This window comes from Pseudomonas sp. BN411 (assembly GCF_029871235.1).
GTDB lineage: Bacteria > Pseudomonadota > Gammaproteobacteria > Pseudomonadales > Pseudomonadaceae > Metapseudomonas.
Genome location: NZ_SSOM01000065.1, coordinates 154,899 through 170,628 on the forward strand (window position 1 = coordinate 154,899; position 15,730 = coordinate 170,628).

17 protein-coding genes are annotated in these 15,730 nt (G+C 60.4%); 16 read left to right on the plus strand and 1 reads right to left on the minus strand.

Going from position 1 to position 15,730, the window contains the following annotated elements:
• Genes ileS through ispH form a run of 4 tightly spaced genes read left to right on the plus strand, consistent with a single transcriptional unit; the run spans window position 1 to window position 4,738 of the window.
• Window positions 1–2,835 (plus strand): isoleucine--tRNA ligase, encoded by a 2,835-nt coding sequence (gene ileS / locus E8F06_RS10925; protein ID WP_280366933.1) that lies wholly within the window; start codon window positions 1–3, stop codon window positions 2,833–2,835.
• Window positions 2,828–3,331, plus strand: coding sequence for a signal peptidase II (gene lspA / locus E8F06_RS10930; protein ID WP_280366935.1), 504 nt, complete (start codon window positions 2,828–2,830; stop codon window positions 3,329–3,331). The genes ileS and lspA overlap by 8 nt, the downstream gene beginning before the upstream one ends.
• Window positions 3,324–3,761, plus strand: a complete 438-nt coding sequence (gene fkpB / locus E8F06_RS10935) for an FKBP-type peptidyl-prolyl cis-trans isomerase (RefSeq protein WP_280366937.1) — start codon at window positions 3,324–3,326, stop codon at window positions 3,759–3,761. Before lspA ends, fkpB begins: the two co-directional genes overlap by 8 nt.
• 29 nt (window positions 3,762–3,790) lie before the next feature.
• Window positions 3,791–4,738 carry a 4-hydroxy-3-methylbut-2-enyl diphosphate reductase gene (ispH, locus tag E8F06_RS10940; protein ID WP_280366940.1) on the plus strand — a complete coding sequence of 316 codons (948 nt, stop codon included), beginning with the start codon at window positions 3,791–3,793 and terminating at the stop codon, window positions 4,736–4,738.
• 14 nt (window positions 4,739–4,752) lie between these two features.
• Here the strand turns inward: ispH and E8F06_RS10945 are convergent, their stop codons facing one another.
• Window positions 4,753–5,151: a GspH/FimT family protein gene (locus tag E8F06_RS10945; protein ID WP_280366942.1), complete on the minus strand. Its 399-nt coding sequence runs from the start codon at window positions 5,149–5,151 to the stop codon at window positions 4,753–4,755.
• A 13-nt stretch (window positions 5,152–5,164) separates the two neighbouring features.
• Here E8F06_RS10945 and E8F06_RS10950 point away from each other — a divergent pair, with 13 nt between their 5' ends.
• From E8F06_RS10950 to E8F06_RS11005, 12 genes are all read left to right on the plus strand, one after another.
• Window positions 5,165–5,419: a hypothetical protein gene (locus E8F06_RS10950; protein ID WP_280366944.1), complete on the plus strand. Its 255-nt coding sequence runs from the start codon at window positions 5,165–5,167 to the stop codon at window positions 5,417–5,419.
• Window positions 5,420–5,596: 177 nt separating this feature from the next.
• A complete protein-coding gene (locus E8F06_RS10955; protein ID WP_280366947.1) occupies window positions 5,597–6,079 on the plus strand; it encodes a type IV pilin protein in 483 nt (160 codons plus the stop codon).
• On the plus strand, window positions 6,076–6,546 hold the full coding sequence (locus E8F06_RS10960; protein ID WP_280366949.1) for a GspH/FimT family pseudopilin: 471 nt from the start codon (window positions 6,076–6,078) through the stop codon (window positions 6,544–6,546). The genes E8F06_RS10955 and E8F06_RS10960 overlap by 4 nt, the downstream gene beginning before the upstream one ends.
• Window positions 6,539–7,072: a type IV pilus modification protein PilV gene (gene pilV, locus E8F06_RS10965; RefSeq protein WP_280366952.1), complete on the plus strand. Its 534-nt coding sequence runs from the start codon at window positions 6,539–6,541 to the stop codon at window positions 7,070–7,072. Before E8F06_RS10960 ends, pilV (E8F06_RS10965) begins: the two co-directional genes overlap by 8 nt.
• Window positions 7,073–7,085: 13 nt before the next feature.
• A complete protein-coding gene (locus E8F06_RS10970) occupies window positions 7,086–8,048 on the plus strand; it encodes a PilW family protein (RefSeq protein WP_280366955.1) in 963 nt (320 codons plus the stop codon).
• Window positions 8,048–8,479 (plus strand): PilX N-terminal domain-containing pilus assembly protein, encoded by a 432-nt coding sequence (locus E8F06_RS10975; RefSeq protein WP_280366957.1) that lies wholly within the window; start codon window positions 8,048–8,050, stop codon window positions 8,477–8,479. Before E8F06_RS10970 ends, E8F06_RS10975 begins: the two co-directional genes overlap by 1 nt.
• 100 nt (window positions 8,480–8,579) lie before the next feature.
• Complete coding sequence (locus tag E8F06_RS10980) at window positions 8,580–11,585, plus strand: hypothetical protein (RefSeq protein WP_348532253.1); 3,006 nt, start codon at window positions 8,580–8,582, stop codon at window positions 11,583–11,585.
• Between the two features lie 316 nt (window positions 11,586–11,901).
• On the plus strand, window positions 11,902–12,993 hold the full coding sequence (gene thiO, locus E8F06_RS10985) for a glycine oxidase ThiO (protein WP_280366960.1): 1,092 nt from the start codon (window positions 11,902–11,904) through the stop codon (window positions 12,991–12,993).
• A gap of 259 nt (window positions 12,994–13,252) precedes the next feature.
• A complete protein-coding gene (locus tag E8F06_RS10990) occupies window positions 13,253–13,720 on the plus strand; it encodes a GspH/FimT family pseudopilin (RefSeq protein WP_280366962.1) in 468 nt (155 codons plus the stop codon).
• Window positions 13,717–14,154, plus strand: a complete 438-nt coding sequence (gene pilV, locus E8F06_RS10995; RefSeq protein WP_280366964.1) for a type IV pilus modification protein PilV — start codon at window positions 13,717–13,719, stop codon at window positions 14,152–14,154. Before E8F06_RS10990 ends, pilV (E8F06_RS10995) begins: the two co-directional genes overlap by 4 nt.
• 10 nt (window positions 14,155–14,164) lie before the next feature.
• Window positions 14,165–15,196, plus strand: a complete 1,032-nt coding sequence (locus E8F06_RS11000; RefSeq protein WP_280366966.1) for a PilW family protein — start codon at window positions 14,165–14,167, stop codon at window positions 15,194–15,196.
• 16 nt (window positions 15,197–15,212) lie between these two features.
• Complete coding sequence (locus tag E8F06_RS11005; protein WP_280366969.1) at window positions 15,213–15,725, plus strand: PilX N-terminal domain-containing pilus assembly protein; 513 nt, start codon at window positions 15,213–15,215, stop codon at window positions 15,723–15,725.
• Window positions 15,726–15,730: the final 5 nt, after the last annotated feature.

Genomic DNA, 15,730 nt, shown 5'->3' on the forward strand with positions numbered 1-15,730 from the left:
ATGACCGATTACAAAGCGACCCTGAACCTGCCCGAGACGGCATTCCCGATGAAGGCCGGTCTGCCCCAGCGCGAGCCGGAACTGCTGCAGAGCTGGAACAGCATCGACCTGTACGGCAAGCTGCGGCAGATCGGCGAAGGTCGCCCGAAGTTCGTCCTGCACGATGGCCCGCCCTATGCCAACGGCAGCATCCACATCGGTCACGCGGTCAACAAGATCCTCAAGGACATCATCGTCCGCTCCAAGACCCTGTCGGGCTATGACGCCCCCTATGTGCCGGGCTGGGACTGCCACGGCCTGCCGATCGAGCACAAGGTCGAGACCACCCATGGCAAGAACCTGCCCGCGGACAAGACCCGCGAGCTATGCCGTGCCTATGCCGCCGAGCAGATCGAAGGCCAGAAGGCCGACTTCATCCGCCTGGGCGTGCTGGGTGACTGGGACAACCCCTACAAGACCATGGCCTTCGCCAACGAGGCCGGCGAGATTCGTGCCCTGGCCGAAATGGTCAAGCAGGGCTTCGTGTTCAAGGGCTTGAAACCGGTTAACTGGTGCTTCGATTGCGGCTCGGCCCTGGCTGAAGCCGAAGTCGAGTACGCCGACAAGAAGTCCGACGCCATCGACGTGGCCTTCCTGGTCGAAGACGCCGACAAACTGGCTGCCGCCTTCGGCCTGCCGAGCCTGGCCAAGCCCGCTGCCATCGTCATCTGGACCACCACTCCCTGGACTATCCCGGCCAACCAGGCACTGAACGTCCACCCTGAATTCAACTACGCGCTGGTGGATACCGGTGCGCGCCTGCTGGTTCTGGCCGAAGAGCTGGTGGAATCCTGCCTTTCGCGCTACGGCCTGGAAGGCCAGGTCATCGCCACCGCCAAAGGCGAGGCGCTGGACCTGATTCGCTTCCGCCACCCCTTCTACGAGCGCCTGTCGCCCGTCTACCTGGCCGAGTACGTCGAGCTGGGCGCCGGTACCGGCATCGTCCACTCCGCGCCGGCCTACGGCGAGGACGACTTCCGTACCTGCAAACAGCACGGCATGAGCAATGACGACATCCTGAGCCCCGTTCAGAGCAACGGCGTGTATGTACAGGATCTGCCGTTCTTCGGCGGCCAGTTCATCTGGAAGGCCAACCCGGCCATCGTCGCCAAGCTGGAAGAGGTAGGCGCGCTGCTCAAGCACGAGGCGATCAACCACAGCTACATGCACTGCTGGCGCCACAAGACTCCGCTGATCTACCGCGCCACTGCACAGTGGTTCGTCGGCATGGACAAGCAGCCGGAGCAGGGCTCCACGCTGCGCGAGCGCGCCCTGTCCGCCATCGACAAGACCGAGTTCGTTCCCGCCTGGGGCCAGGCGCGCCTGCACGGTATGATCGCCGGTCGCCCGGACTGGTGCATCTCCCGCCAGCGCAACTGGGGCGTACCGATCCCGTTCTTCCTGCACAAGGCCACCGGTGAACTGCACCCGCGCACCGTCGAGCTGATGGAGCAGGTGGCCCAGCGTGTCGAGCAGGAAGGCATCGAGGCCTGGTTCAAGCTGGACGCCGCCGAGCTGCTCGGCGACGAAGCCGGCCAGTACGACAAGATCAGCGACACCCTGGACGTGTGGTTCGACTCCGGTACCACTCACTGGCACGTGCTGCGCGGCTCCCATGCCGAGCTGGGCCATGCCAGCGGTCCGGCGGCCGACCTGTACCTGGAGGGCTCCGACCAGCACCGTGGCTGGTTCCACTCATCCTTGCTGACCGGCTGCGCCATCGACGGCCACGCGCCGTATCGCCAGCTGCTGACCCACGGCTTCACCGTGGACGAGAGCGGTCGCAAGATGTCCAAGTCCCTGGGCAACGTGATCGCTCCGCAGCAAGTTACCGACAGCCTGGGTGCCGACATCCTGCGCCTGTGGGTATCGGCTACCGACTACTCCGGCGAAATGGCCGTTTCCCAGCAGATTCTCCAGCGCAGCGCCGATGCCTACCGCCGCATCCGCAACACCGCGCGCTTCCTGCTGGCCAACCTGAATGGCTTCGACCCGGTCAAGGACCTGCTGCCCGCCGCGGACATGCTAGCCCTGGATCGCTGGGCTGTGGACCGCGCCCTGCTGCTGCAGCGCGAACTGGAAGACGCCTACGGCGAGTACCGTTTCTGGAACGTCTACTCCAAGGTGCACAACTTCTGCGTACAGGAGCTGGGCGGCTTCTACCTCGACATCATCAAGGACCGCCAGTACACCACCGCCGCTGACAGCGTGGCGCGTCGTTCCTGCCAGACCGCACTGTTCCACATCGCCGAGGCGCTGGTGCGCTGGGTCGCGCCGATCCTGGCATTCACCGCCGACGAGATCTGGCAGTACCTGCCGGGCGAGCGCAATGAGTCCGTCATGCTCAACACCTGGTACCAAGGCCTGTCCGAGCTGCCGGAGGGCACCGAGCTGGACCGCGAGTTCTGGGAGCAGGTCATGGCGGTCAAGGCTTCGGTCAACAAGGAGCTGGAAAACCTGCGCAGCAACAAGGCCATCGGCGGCAACCTGCAGGCCGAAGTGACCCTGTTCGCCGAAGACGCCCTGGCTGCGGCCCTGGCCAAGCTGGGCGATGAGCTGTGCTTCGTGCTGATCACCTCGGCCGCCGACGTACAGCCGCTGGCCAGCGCTCCGGCCGATGCCGTGGAGACCGAAGTCGCCGGCCTCAAACTGAAGATTCACAAGTCCGCCCACACCAAGTGCGGCCGTTGCTGGCACCACCGCGCCGACGTTGGCCAATTCGTGAAGCGCCCGGACCTGTGTGGTCGTTGCGTGGAAAACATCGATGGTGCCGGTGAGGTTCGACACTATGCCTAAGGCATATGGCCGTCTCGGCTGGCTCTGGCTGACTGGCCTCGTGTTCGTGCTGGACCAGGCGACCAAGTGGTTCTTCGAGAGCGAACTCAACCTCTACCAGCAGATCGTGGTCATCCCTGACTATTTCAGCTGGACCCTGGCCTACAACACCGGCGCGGCCTTCAGCTTTCTGGCCGACAGTTCGGGCTGGCAGCGTTGGCTGTTCGCCCTGATTGCCCTGGTGGTCAGCGGCGTACTGGTGGTGTGGCTGAAGCGCCTGAAGCCCGAGGAAACCTGGCTGGCCATTGCGCTGGCCCTGGTCCTGGGTGGTGCCCTCGGCAACCTTTACGACCGCGTGGTGCTTGGCCACGTGGTCGATTTCATCCTGGTGCATTGGCAGAACCGCTGGTACTTCCCGGCGTTCAACCTGGCCGATAGCGCCATCACCGTCGGCGCCGTGATGCTGGCGCTGGATATGTTCAAAGCGAAGAAGTCCGGAGAACCTGCCCATGACTGAACATCGCATAGGGCCGGACATGGAAGTCACCCTGCATTTCGCCATCAAGCTGGATAACGGCGACGTGGTGGACAGCACCTTCGAGAAGAACCCGGCCACTTTCAAAGTGGGCGACGGCAACCTGCTCCCAGGCTTCGAAAGCGTGCTGTTTGGCCTCAAGAGTGGTGACAAGCGGGTCCTGGCCGTCGAACCTGAGCAGGCCTTCGGCCAGCCCAATCCGCAGAACGTGCAGGTGATGCCCCGCGGCAACTTCCAGGACATGGAACTCTCCGAAGGCCTGCTGATCATCTTCAATGATGCGGCCAACGCCGAACTGCCTGGCGTGGTGAAGATGGTCGACGACACCCATGTGACCGTCGACTTCAACCACCCGCTGGCGGGCAAACCGCTCTCCTTCGAGGTGGAAATCCTGTCGGTCAAGCCGGCCTGATCTTCACGCGTTCGGACGAGGTAACCACCATGCAAATCAAACTCGCCAACCCTCGCGGCTTCTGCGCCGGCGTCGATCGCGCCATCGAGATCGTCAACCGTGCCCTCGAGGTGTTCGGTCCGCCGATCTACGTGCGCCACGAGGTGGTGCACAACAAGTTCGTGGTCGAGGACCTTCGTGCTCGCGGCGCCGTGTTCGTCGAAGAGCTCGACCAGGTACCGGACGACGTGATCGTCATCTTCAGCGCCCACGGCGTTTCCCAGGCTGTGCGCCAGGAAGCCGCCCGCCGCGGTCTGAAAGTATTCGATGCGACCTGCCCGCTGGTGACCAAGGTGCATATGGAAGTCGCGCGCTACAGCCGCGATGGCCGCGAATGCATCCTCATCGGCCACGCCGGCCACCCGGAAGTGGAAGGCACCATGGGTCAGTATGACGTCAGCAACGGCGGCGCCATCTACCTGGTGGAGGACGAGATGGACGTCGAGCGACTGCAGGTGCGCAATGCAGATGCGCTGTCCTTCGTCACGCAGACCACTCTGTCCATGGACGACACCAGCCGCGTCATCGATGCGCTGCGCGCCAAGTTCCCCAACATCGGCGGTCCGCGCAAGGACGACATCTGCTACGCCACCCAGAATCGCCAGGATGCGGTGAAGCAGCTTGCCCACGAAAGTGATGTGGTGCTGGTAGTCGGCAGCCCGAACAGCTCCAACTCCAATCGCCTGCGCGAGCTGGCCGAGCGCATGGACACCCCGGCCTACCTGATCGACGGTGCCGAAGACCTCAAGCGCGAATGGTTCGAGAACGTGAAACGCGTCGGCATCACCGCCGGCGCTTCCGCTCCCGAAGTGCTGGTGCAAGGTGTGATCAATCAGCTCCGGGAGTGGGGCGCCGAAGTCGCCGTCGAGCTGGATGGTCGACCGGAGAACGTGACCTTCTCCATGCCGAAGGAGTTGCGGGTGGTCAACGTCGGCTGACTCGGTTTCTTAGTTCAGCAAGGGCCGGGTGTTTCCAGGGTGCGGCGCACCCGGCCTGTAGCATTGATTACCAACCTGCGGACGGGGGCCTTGCCGTCGATGTGACAGAGCACCAGGGTTCCCGCCTGGAAAGCTCCGCTGGCCATCGATGTCCGCCCTGTTGGCGTATAGCGCACATAGCGCCGCACGGGGGCATTGCCCTTGATGACCACACCCTTTGGCTGGGCATCAAATTTTCTCAATACGGGTTCGTCGTCGTCCCACCGACTATTTCCATTCTGATCGGCGTACACCAGCCAGCCGGTTGACCAGTCCCCGTCTTGGTTGTCGACCAGAACTGCCACCCTTCGCGTGACCGAAGCTTGCCGTGCGAGGGTAAAACTGGTTAGTAGTGCATGGCTGGCGACGGTCATCTGTTGTGCCTGAATGAACTGGGTGAACGCAGGGACTGCAAATCCGATGCACATGGCTATGATTGCCAGCGTTATCAATGCCTCGATCAGCGTGAACCCGCGTGTGATCCCAATCATGGTGTCCTTTCCCTGCTTGAAAATTGGTATTGGCCTGTCGTCCCTGGCCTTTGCCCGCTCGTCGCCGATAAAAGGACCAGAATCAGGTCTGGCCTTTAAGCTTCTGGAATTGAAGGGTTTTCTCAAGGTCGCCAGGCCGATGCTGGGGTAGGGAAAACTCCGGAAATTGGCAGCAGATCACTTTGCGTCATACGGGAATGACGCATGCTGTGTGTACGAATGTGCAGGGAAGACATGTGTAACGCCCGTGTTGCTCGCGCTGGTAGGCGTGTGGCGTGAAACTGAGGCGTAATTGGGTGAAGTTGCGACGGAAGTCGGAGAGTGGACAATGGCAGCAACTGAAGGGATTCCAACTGATTCTGGGATTAGGACGTCGAATCAGGCACTTCTCCGGTCGTCAAACCAAGCAGGTGGCTCAGTGGGCAGAACGAAGCAGCGTGGTTTCACCCTCCTAGAACTCATGATCGTGGTCGTGGTAGTAGCTATATTGGCGTCGATTGCGTATCCGTCTTTCAGACAATATGTGGTTCGGGCAAACCGGTCAGAGGTTCAACAGTTCATGTTGGATATTGCCAGCCGCCAGCAACAATATCTCTCGGATGTCCGAAATTACGGCAGTACATTGACTCAGCTGGGGCTGGCCGTGCCGGCCAGTGTCGCGAAGAACTACACCATCGACCCAGGGGTGGATAACACGACTACCCCACCGTCCTATCTGATAACCGCAACGCCCAAGTCGGGATCGGCCCAAGTCGGAGATGGCAATCAGACTCTTTCCAGTACTGGAGCCAAGACAGGGAACTGGCGATGAGTAAAGTTTCGAACCGAGGCTTTACATTGATTGAGTTGATAACAGCGCTGGCGCTTGTCGCCATTCTGGCGGTGTTGGCCATACCCAGTTTCAGAGGCTTCATCGCCAATCAACAAGTCAAGACCGCATCCTATGACTTGCTAGTAGCCCTCAATTACGCTCGTGGTGAGGCGATCAAACGCAATGAAACAGTGACGGTGCAAGCTGTCGGTGGGGCCTGGTCCGGAGGCTGGCAGGTAAAGGCGACCATTGACGGCACGGCTGTCGTTCTAAAAGAGTGGGATGCGCAGAACACCATCAGCTTCAGCGACACGCCGGTCAGTTTCGCCTTCCTGGCCAATGGCCGCATAAGTGGCGGTGTGGGCGCTTCGCTTTCTGTCTGCAAGCGCAAGGCGACGCAACGCATCGTAATTGTCGACATGAGTGGTCATGCCAGCCTTAAACGCTCGGGAGCATGCAGTGAGTAAGCCAATGCTGTACAGGGTGGAGGCTGGGGTTGGCCTGCTGGAGGTTATGATTGCCCTTCTTGTCCTCTCTGTAGGCTTATTGGGGATGGCTGCCATGCTAGTGCGGGCGCACCAGGCGGAAATGGAGTCGTATCAACGCGCACAAGCGCTGGTCCTGCTGGACGATATTGCGGCGAGGATCACAGCCAACCGTCCAGGTCGAAATTGCTATCCGCAACTCAGTTCACTCGGGTCTGGCAGCACTTTTTCCGGATCTGGTTGCAATGCACAGGCGAGTGCCGATCTGTCCGCGTGGGACTCGTTGCTGAAAGGCGCAGCGGAGACCCTTGATGGGGCCTCGGTTGGCGCGATGGTTGGTGCGCGTGGCTGCATCACGGGCGCCAATGAAAGCTATGTGGTAACCGTGGCCTGGCAGGGGCTGTCCGAAACGGCGGCCCCGGCCAATACATGCGGGCAAAACCAGTATGGCAATGATGCACAGCGCCGGGTGGTTTCGCGGACTATCCGTTTTGCCAAGCTTAATTGACCGTGTTGCCTGAATGATTGGCGCAAGAGAACGGGAGATAACCTGGGTGGGCAGAACACAACACGGCTTTTCCCTCGTCGAAATGATGGTGGCCTTGACCATCAGCCTGATCCTGCTGCTGGGGGTTTCTAACATCATCATCAGCTCGAGCCAAAGCTATAACGAATTGGCTCGGAGCAGCCAGCAGCTGGAGAATGGGCGATACGCCGTGCAAGTGATGCGCGACGATATTCTGCATGCGGGCTTTTATGGCGAATTTTCGGGCTTGAAGGTCCCCGCAACCATGCCCAATAGCTGTTTGGTGAGCGGTACTGAGCTGCTGGCTGCCATTAATGCTCCGGTGCAGGGGTTCGCTGCCGCTGCACAAGCACCTTTAGGGTGCCTGCCAGGATACGCAGGAGGGGATGTATTGGTTATTCGCCGGGCAGCCACCAGCGTGACAGCCATAGACAGCCTTTCCGCCAACGATTTCTACATTCAGTCGCGTCCCGGGGAAGTAACAGTGGCCTTGGGAAGTGCCGGCAACTTCGCTCTGAAAAAGAAAGACAACGTAACTCTCGCTGATGTTCGCAAGTACGTGGCGCATATCTACTACATCCGCAACTGCAATGATTGCTCTGGTTCAGGGGATGGTGTGCCGACGTTATGGAGGCGTGAACTGGTGTCCGGAAACATTACTTCCATCCCCATTGCCGAGGGCGTGGAAAATCTCCAACTGCGCTATGGCCTTGACGATAACAAGGACGGTGCCCCCGACCGCTATGTCGCATTGCCGAGCTCAACCACGGAATGGTCCAGCGTCGTTTCGGTGGAGGTCAATCTTCTAGCTCGTGCGGCGGAGCCCACTGCAGGCTTTACCGACTCCAAGCGTTATGTACTGGGGGATGTGCAGGTCGCCCCCGGTGGAAGCTTCAAGCGCCATGCGTTCAGCGCGGTGGTTCGCGCAACCAACCTGAGTAGCAGGAAGGAGTTGTGATGAAGGGGGCAGGCAGGCAATGCGGTGCGGCGCTGGTGGTAGCCCTGCTGATGCTGGTGGTGATGGCGTTGCTGGGTATTTCGGCCATCAATTCGAGCACAGTCAACCAGAGCATCATATCCAACGTTCAGAGCCAGCAGGCGGCGGAAGCAGCGGCTCAGGACGGAATCGAGCAGGCGATCAGCTCCATCGAGGCGTTCAGGGTGCCGTCCGCTAGAAAATTGACGATCGAGGGGTTGGAGATAAACGTGAGCGCCCCAGTCTGCATCGGTTCTCAGGTCAAGTCAGGTTATTCCCTTACCACGAAGTTCCCGCCCGAGGACACACACTGGGAGCTCTCGGCAACAGTCGACGACAAGGCAACCGGCAGCAAGGTGGTGATACGGCAGGGCGTTTCCATTGTCATGCCGTCCGGCTCATGCCCTCTGTAGGATCAGGAGACACAATATGAAATGTCTTGGTTTGCGCTCATGGATGCTCGCCTGGGGGCTCCTTGTAATAGCGGGAGAGGCTGGTGCGCAGGACACCGACTTGTTCATGACCCGCCGGTTCGATGCCGCCTTGCCGAACGTGCTGATCATCCTGGATAACACCGCCAACTGGTCCACATCGGCTGGCTCCGGTCGAACAAAATTCGATATCGAGCGGGAGGCCTTGGCCAAGGTAGTCGCGGGGCTGGACGTGAACGCCTTCAATGTTGGCCTGATGCTCTTTTCCGAAAGCGGCGATGGTAATGCAGCAGTCAGTGGTGGTTACGTGCGCTCGGCGATCAGCCGGATGACTGCAGACAACAAGCTCGCTCTGCAGACACTGATCACGAACCTGCAGGAGGGTAGCGGGGGCGGCAACAGTACCTCCGGCGGCAAAGGAAACTCCGGTGGCGGTGGCTCTACCAATGGTAGTGGCGATAAAGGCAGTAGCGCCGAGTATGCCAAGGCCATGGACGAGGCGTATCGCTACTTCCAGGGCATCGACGCACGCTCCGGCGACAAGATCAAGACCGATCAGAAAGCGTTTTCCGTCAAACCCAAGTATGCCAAGCCCACTACCGACGCCTGCGCGGCGAACTACATCATCTTCATCAGCAATGGCGCTCCGGACAATAGTGAAAACAACAAAGCCAAGGACATGCTCCAGGCCTGGGGAGGCGATATCACCCAGATCAATCTGACCCCCAGCGGACGCCAGGCCAACTTTGCTGACGAATATGCCCGTTTCATGAACGGCAAGAAGATCAAGACCTATACCATTGATGTCGCGCCTGAGACCGGTGGGCAAGGGCCGGACAATACCGCCCTCCTCCACAGCATGGCTCAGAGCGGCGGGGGCGGTTACAACGCGGTCTTCAACGCGGATGAACTGAAACAAGTGCTGGACGACACCTTCAAGCAGATCCAGGACGTTAACAGCGTATTCGCATCCACGGCCCTGCCGGTTAGCGTGAACGTCCGCGGCACCTATCTGAACGAAGTCTACATGGGGATATTCCGGCCCGATGCCGATGCCCATCCCCGCTGGATCGGCAACCTGAAGCTGTACCAGTTCGCCAAGAACACGGCTACGGGCGCCCTCTACCTGGCCGATGCCCGCACTGGCACTCCGCCTCCGCCCGCGCAAAACCCGGCCACTGGTTTCATCGACAGCAAGGCTGTCAGCTTCTGGACCAAGACATCGGACTATTGGAGTTTCAGCACGCTGTATACTGCATCGGACATGCCGGACGGCGATATAGTCGAGAAGGGAGGGGCTGCACAGCGTCAACGCAGCGACTATGCGACCCGTAAGCTGTATACCTGTACTGGTACCTGCACGCTCAGCAGCACGCTCAACAGAGAGTTGAGTTTGACGCCTTTCGTAACCGACAATGCAGCAATAACAGCTGGTAGTCTCGGTATCACTGATGATCCCGATGGCACCAAGCGTACTGCTCTGATCAACTGGGTTCGCGGGGCGGACAATACCCCTGCCGCGGAACGCGCTGCGGGCGGGGTCAGGCCGTCCCTGCATGGCGATGTAGTGCATTCGCGGCCGGCGGTCGTGAACTTCAACCGCACCGGCAGCAGCGATAACGATATCGTGGCGTTCTACGGGGCGAATGACGGCGTGCTGCGCGCTATCAAGGGTGGCAAGTTTGCCGACAACGGCGGCGCAGAGTTGTGGGGATTCATAGCTCCGGAGTTTTTCGGCCAGTTGAAACGCCAGCGCGACAATTCGCCGGATATCAATGTGCCGTCCGTGGCTGGTTCGGATCCCAACATCGGTAATAACAAACCCTACGCGGTGGATGGCAACATCAGTATCCATAGCTTCGACGTCAACGGCGATGGGCGTCTGGAGGGGGCCGACAAGGTCTACCTGTACGCCACCATGCGTCGGGGTGGTCGCTTCATCTACGCCATCGATGTTTCGGTTCCGGAGACCCCGAAGATGATGTGGAAGCGTGGCTGCTTCGGTGCCACTCCGGTCTGCGACAGCGGTTATGACGAGCTGGGGCAGACCTGGTCGGAAGCCAAGACGGCCACCGTCAATCTCGCTGGCACAGTCACACCAGTGCTTATCTTGGGCGCTGGTTATGACCCAGCGGCAGATGACGTCGAGCCCGCCGGTACGAACACGATGGGGCGCGGAATCCTTGTGATCAACGCCTTGACGGGCGATTTGATCTGGCAGGCCGGACCAGCGCCCAAGGGCGCCGGCAAGAATCTGACCGTCTCCGGCATGACCCACAGCATTCCCGCAGACATCGCGGTCATCGATCGTAACCGGGATGGATTGGCCGATCGGCTCTATGGGGTGGATACCGGTGCGAACGTCTGGCGCGTCGACATCGGTGATCAGGATGTCAACAATTGGGCGGTCCATCACTTCGCCTCCCTCGGCGGTAGCGGGACGAATGCGCGCAAATTCCTCTATGGTCCGGATGTGGCGGTCGGCGAAGACAGTAACGGACCTTATGATGCCGTCCTGCTGGGTTCCGGTGACCGCGAGCACCCGTTCGAAACCGTGGTGGACAACCACTTCTTCATGCTCAAGGACCGTAATACAGGTAACAGCGGTGCTGAGGCGTCGACCATCACTTTGACGCAGCTGTACAACGCCACTTCAAACCTCATCCAGTCGTCGGACGTCGACGTGCAGGCCGAGGCGCGTAGGAATATGTTGTCGGCGAGCGGCTGGTATTTCAATCTGGCTGATAACGAGAAGGTGGTGGGCAATGCGGCAATAGATGGCGGCAGCGTATTCTTTGCAACCAACCAGCCGAAACCTGTTACCGATCCAAACAGTTGTGCAAGTAACCTGGGTACCGCCCGTCTCTACGTAGTGAACTTCGAGAACGGTGCTCCTATCACCAATCTCGACGGCGCGGATGGGGATGACCGTTTCTTTGAAGCAAGTGGTGGCGGCTTACCGCCATCGCCGACATCCGTCATCACCGACCTCGGTGCGACAGTCTGTTTCGGCCCTCACTGCTTGCCACCGCCCAAGGTCAGCTTGAACGCTCGGCAGAGGAAATACTGGTTCAAGAGTATCGACTGAGTCGGTCCTGCCCTCTGGAGCCATTGCTTCAGAGGGCTATCGATGCCTGCGGTTTTCTCTTTCCCCAAGCTAGGGGCTGGCCCGCGCAGATGTGGCGATCCATTGCACTGAACAACTCGCAGCTCTGCGATCCCCGCTGACTTAGAATCCCCATCCCGATGTGTACTTGCAGTACTGCCTCGTGCCGTGAAGTTTGGGGCGCCGATTGGGCCCTGCACTTCTTCCTGCAAGCCAAATGGCCACGTTTCCATTTGGGGCTGCTTCAGCTCTGAGCCGTAAACTCCATCGGACGATGATTCATTGATCTGGAGGTTCCATGCGCGTGTTGTTGGTCGGAGGGGGGGCTATCGGGTTGCTGTCTGCATACTCGCTGGCGCAAGCAGGGGCTGAAGTCTGCCTGCTGGACAAGGGCGAATGTGGACGCGAGTCCTCCTGGGCGGGTGGCGGCATCGTTTCTCCTCTCTATCCCTGGCGATACTCCTCCGCCGTGACGGCGCTGGCCCATTGGTCCCAGGACTACTACCCCGGTCTTGGTCAGCGCCTGTTCGCTGAAACGGGGATAGACCCCGAGGTCCATGAGACTGGTCTGTACTGGCTGGACCTTGAAGACGAAGCTGAGGCTTTAGCCTGGGCTGCGCAGGAACGGCGGCCGCTGGCATCGGTGACAATGGAGCGGGTGCACGCAGCGGTGCCGCCCTTGGGAGCGGGGTATCGGCATGCCATTCATATGGCCGGTGTGGCCAATGTGCGCAATCCGCGCCTGACCCGGGCGTTACGGGAAGCCCTCTTGCAGATGCCGAATGTTTCCTTGCGCGAGAACTGTGAGGTGCGCGGTTTCATCCGCGACGGCGGGCGCATTCTTGGCGTGAGCACGGCTGAAGGCGATCTGTTGGCCGATCGCGTTGTCCTGGCGGCCGGCGCCTGGAGTGGCGAGCTGCTGGCCAGCCTCGGGCTGGTGCTGCCCGTGGAGCCGGTCAAGGGGCAGATGATTCTTTTCAAATGCGCGCCAGACTTCCTCCCCGCCATTGTGCTGGCCAAGGGGCGTTACGCGATTCCGCGTCGCGATGGCCATATTCTGGTGGGCAGCACTCTGGAACACGCCGGCTTCGACAAGACGCCAACGGACGAAGCCCTGGAAAGCCTAAAGGCTTCTGCCTTCGAGTTGTTGCCGCAACTGGCGGATGCCGAATTGGTAGGGCACTGGGCGGGGCTGCGTCCAGGGTCGCCGGAAGGGATTCCCTTCATCGGGCCGGTGCCCGGAGTGGACGGTCTCTGGCTCAACTGCGGCCACTACCGCAATGGCCTGGTACTGGCGCCTGCCTCCTGCCAATTGCTGGCGGACCTTCTCCTTGGCCGGGAGCCCGTCATCGACCCGCAGCCCTATGCCCCCAAGGGCCGTTTGGGCTAACCGCATCCTGATGCCCGCTTGGGTATCGCGGGCTTCGCTGTGCCCCGTTGAGCTTGCCCATTCTTGTGGGCAAGCTCGCAGATCGCAAAACCCAATTTAAAACGAACGTCCCACTCAGCTACTATTCGCGCACAATTTGCCGCTGGTCGTTAAATTCGACCGCTTGTCATGGATGTCTGGCAAAGCAGGAGCAGGAAGCTTCGTTGCACGGGCACTCGCCCGTTTGAGTTCGCACCGTTCAGTTTGGGAGGGGCAGGGAATGTCGCAACGAGGTTTTACGTTGATCGAACTGCTGGTCACGCTAGCCGTGCTCGTGGTTCTGATCGGCCTGGCAGCACCGAATCTCTCCCAATTGCTTCGCAACAGTCGGGCGTCAGCGGAGTTGAGCGCGTTTTCCGACATGCTCAACTATGCGCGGCGCGAAGCCGTGCAGGGCGCGCAGACGATCAGGGTGCGCGGGCCGCTGGCCGCCGACGGCGCATGGCAGGTGCTGCGCGAGCGTGATAGTCAGGAGTTGCGGCGATTCGCGCCGCTGTCTTTGTTCGCAGTCGAGCCCGAAGGGTTGCAGAGTGTCCTCTTCGATTCTCAGGGGCGCCTGTTGAGTGCCGCCAGGGTGAATCTCGATCTGGCGGTGAAGGACTCCAGCCTCGATTGCGCCGCCTTTAATCGCACGGTCTCTATCGAACTGTCCGGATCGATCTCCCAGCAGAAGGGGGATTGCCAATGAAATTCGAATTTCAGCGTGGGGCCTCTCTGATAGAGGTCCTGGTGGCGCTGGTGCTTTTCTCAATAGGTGTTTTGGGGCTTGCGGCCATGCAACTCACCGCGCTGAAAGCCAATCAGACGGCATCTGCACGCACTCACGCAATCTTCCTGGCCTATGAGATGGCGGACCGGATGCGTGCGGCCCGAGGGGATGCGCAGGCCGGGTTTTACAACCTGGCAATCGGTGCCGAGTTGCCTTGTGACCCAGCGAATGAGACTTGCCTGCCGTTCCAACGAGACCTGGCGGATTGGCGGGCCAACCTGGCGCAGCAACTGCCCGACGGGAATGGCGGAGTCGTGCAGAACGGTGACCGTTTCACGGTCGTCGTGCAATGGAACGAGGAGAGGGTAGGTGGAAGCAACGCCCAGCAATTCTCCTTCGTCACGCAGATTTGACGGGGTGCGCATGCGCAAGCAACACGGCTTGAGCCTGGTGGAACTGATGGTGGCCATGGCACTTGGCCTGGTTATCAGCCTGGCAGTGCTCCAAGTATTCATCAGCAACAAGAATACCTTTCTGCTCCAGGGGGCGGCCGGCCACCTGCAGGAGAATGGTCGTTTCGCTCTTCAGTACCTGGCTGCTGAGTTACGTCCTGCAGGGGTGGGGGTGGGAACCCGGCTTGATGAAGAGGATATCTGCGTGGTGGCCAGTAACGGGACCGCAGCGGAATGGGGCTCGATGAATCGCCCGATCTGGGGCAAGCGTAACGCCGCGGCTGGCGGATTGGGTGCAGTGGGCACCGACGAGCTGTCTATCTTCGCCAACGACGGCTGCGAGTCCTTCCTCACTGCCGGCGAGCTTCTCAAGCCCGGGCAGAACGCAAATCTGAAGGTCACAGCCTATTGCCCGAGCATGCAGAAAGATCATGCGGTGATGGTGTTGGACATGGAAAAGGCGGTGGTCGTCCGCATAACCAACAAGCCGAATTCATCCGGCTCCGGTCAAGTGACCCTTACCCATGCCGCTGGCAACAATGACAAGAACGCCAAGTGCGGTGGTTTCAAGTTTTCCGATATCCAGTTCACCAGTCCGGCGCGGGTGGTGGGGTTCGCTCATAAGACTTTCTACGTTGCCGATACCGGCCGTACCTCGGTGACTGGGCAGCCGGTCCGTGCCCTGTTCGTCCGCGACACGGCGCAGGTTCCAGTGCAGACCAATGAGATCATCGAAGGCGTGGAGTCCCTGCGCACCAGCTTCGGTGTCGCGGCGGGCAACAATGTGGGCGTTCAGGCCTACCTGAGTCCTACCGAGGTAGAGGCGGCCAACCGCTGGAGCGATGTCCGTACGGTGAAGTTCGATCTGTTGCTGGTCAGCGAGGAACGGGTTACGGGAGCGCAGGACCAGGCCATCCAATTCGGTGGCGCGACAGTGGCGGCCGATGGGCGACTGCGCCAGGTATTCAGCACGGTAGTAGCCCTGCGCAATCGGATTGACTGACAAGACAAGGATGAATATGCAAGAGCAAAAAGGGGCGGTGCTGCTGGTCTGCCTGATTGCAATCCTGGCCTTGACCGTGCTCGGGGTGACGGCGATGTCCAGTAGCACCCTGCAAGAACGCATGGCCGGTGGTGCCCGGGATTACAACGTGGCGTTCCAGGCGGCGGAAAGCGCACTGCGGGTCGGCGAGGCCTATGTACGTCAGCAGGTGGAGGCCAGCGTCGACCCGGCCCAACTCTTCCAGGCAAGCACTGATTGTCCTGCTGTGACAGAGGCACAGTGGTCGCCTCCGGCTGAGCTCAATGCCAAACCTCAGCAACCGGACTGCCGGGTGCGCAGTTTCTACGGCGCCTCGGGTGGGGCGAACTCCTTCATTTGCGAAACCGATGGTTCGATCGCCGAGAACCGCGCCTTCGACTGCCTGAGCCGGACGTATCTGTTCAATGTCGAAGCCACCGGATACGGCAGCGGGGACGCTGAAGTACACCTGCGCTCCACCGTGGCCATTGCCATTCGCAGCCAGAACTGATCGAA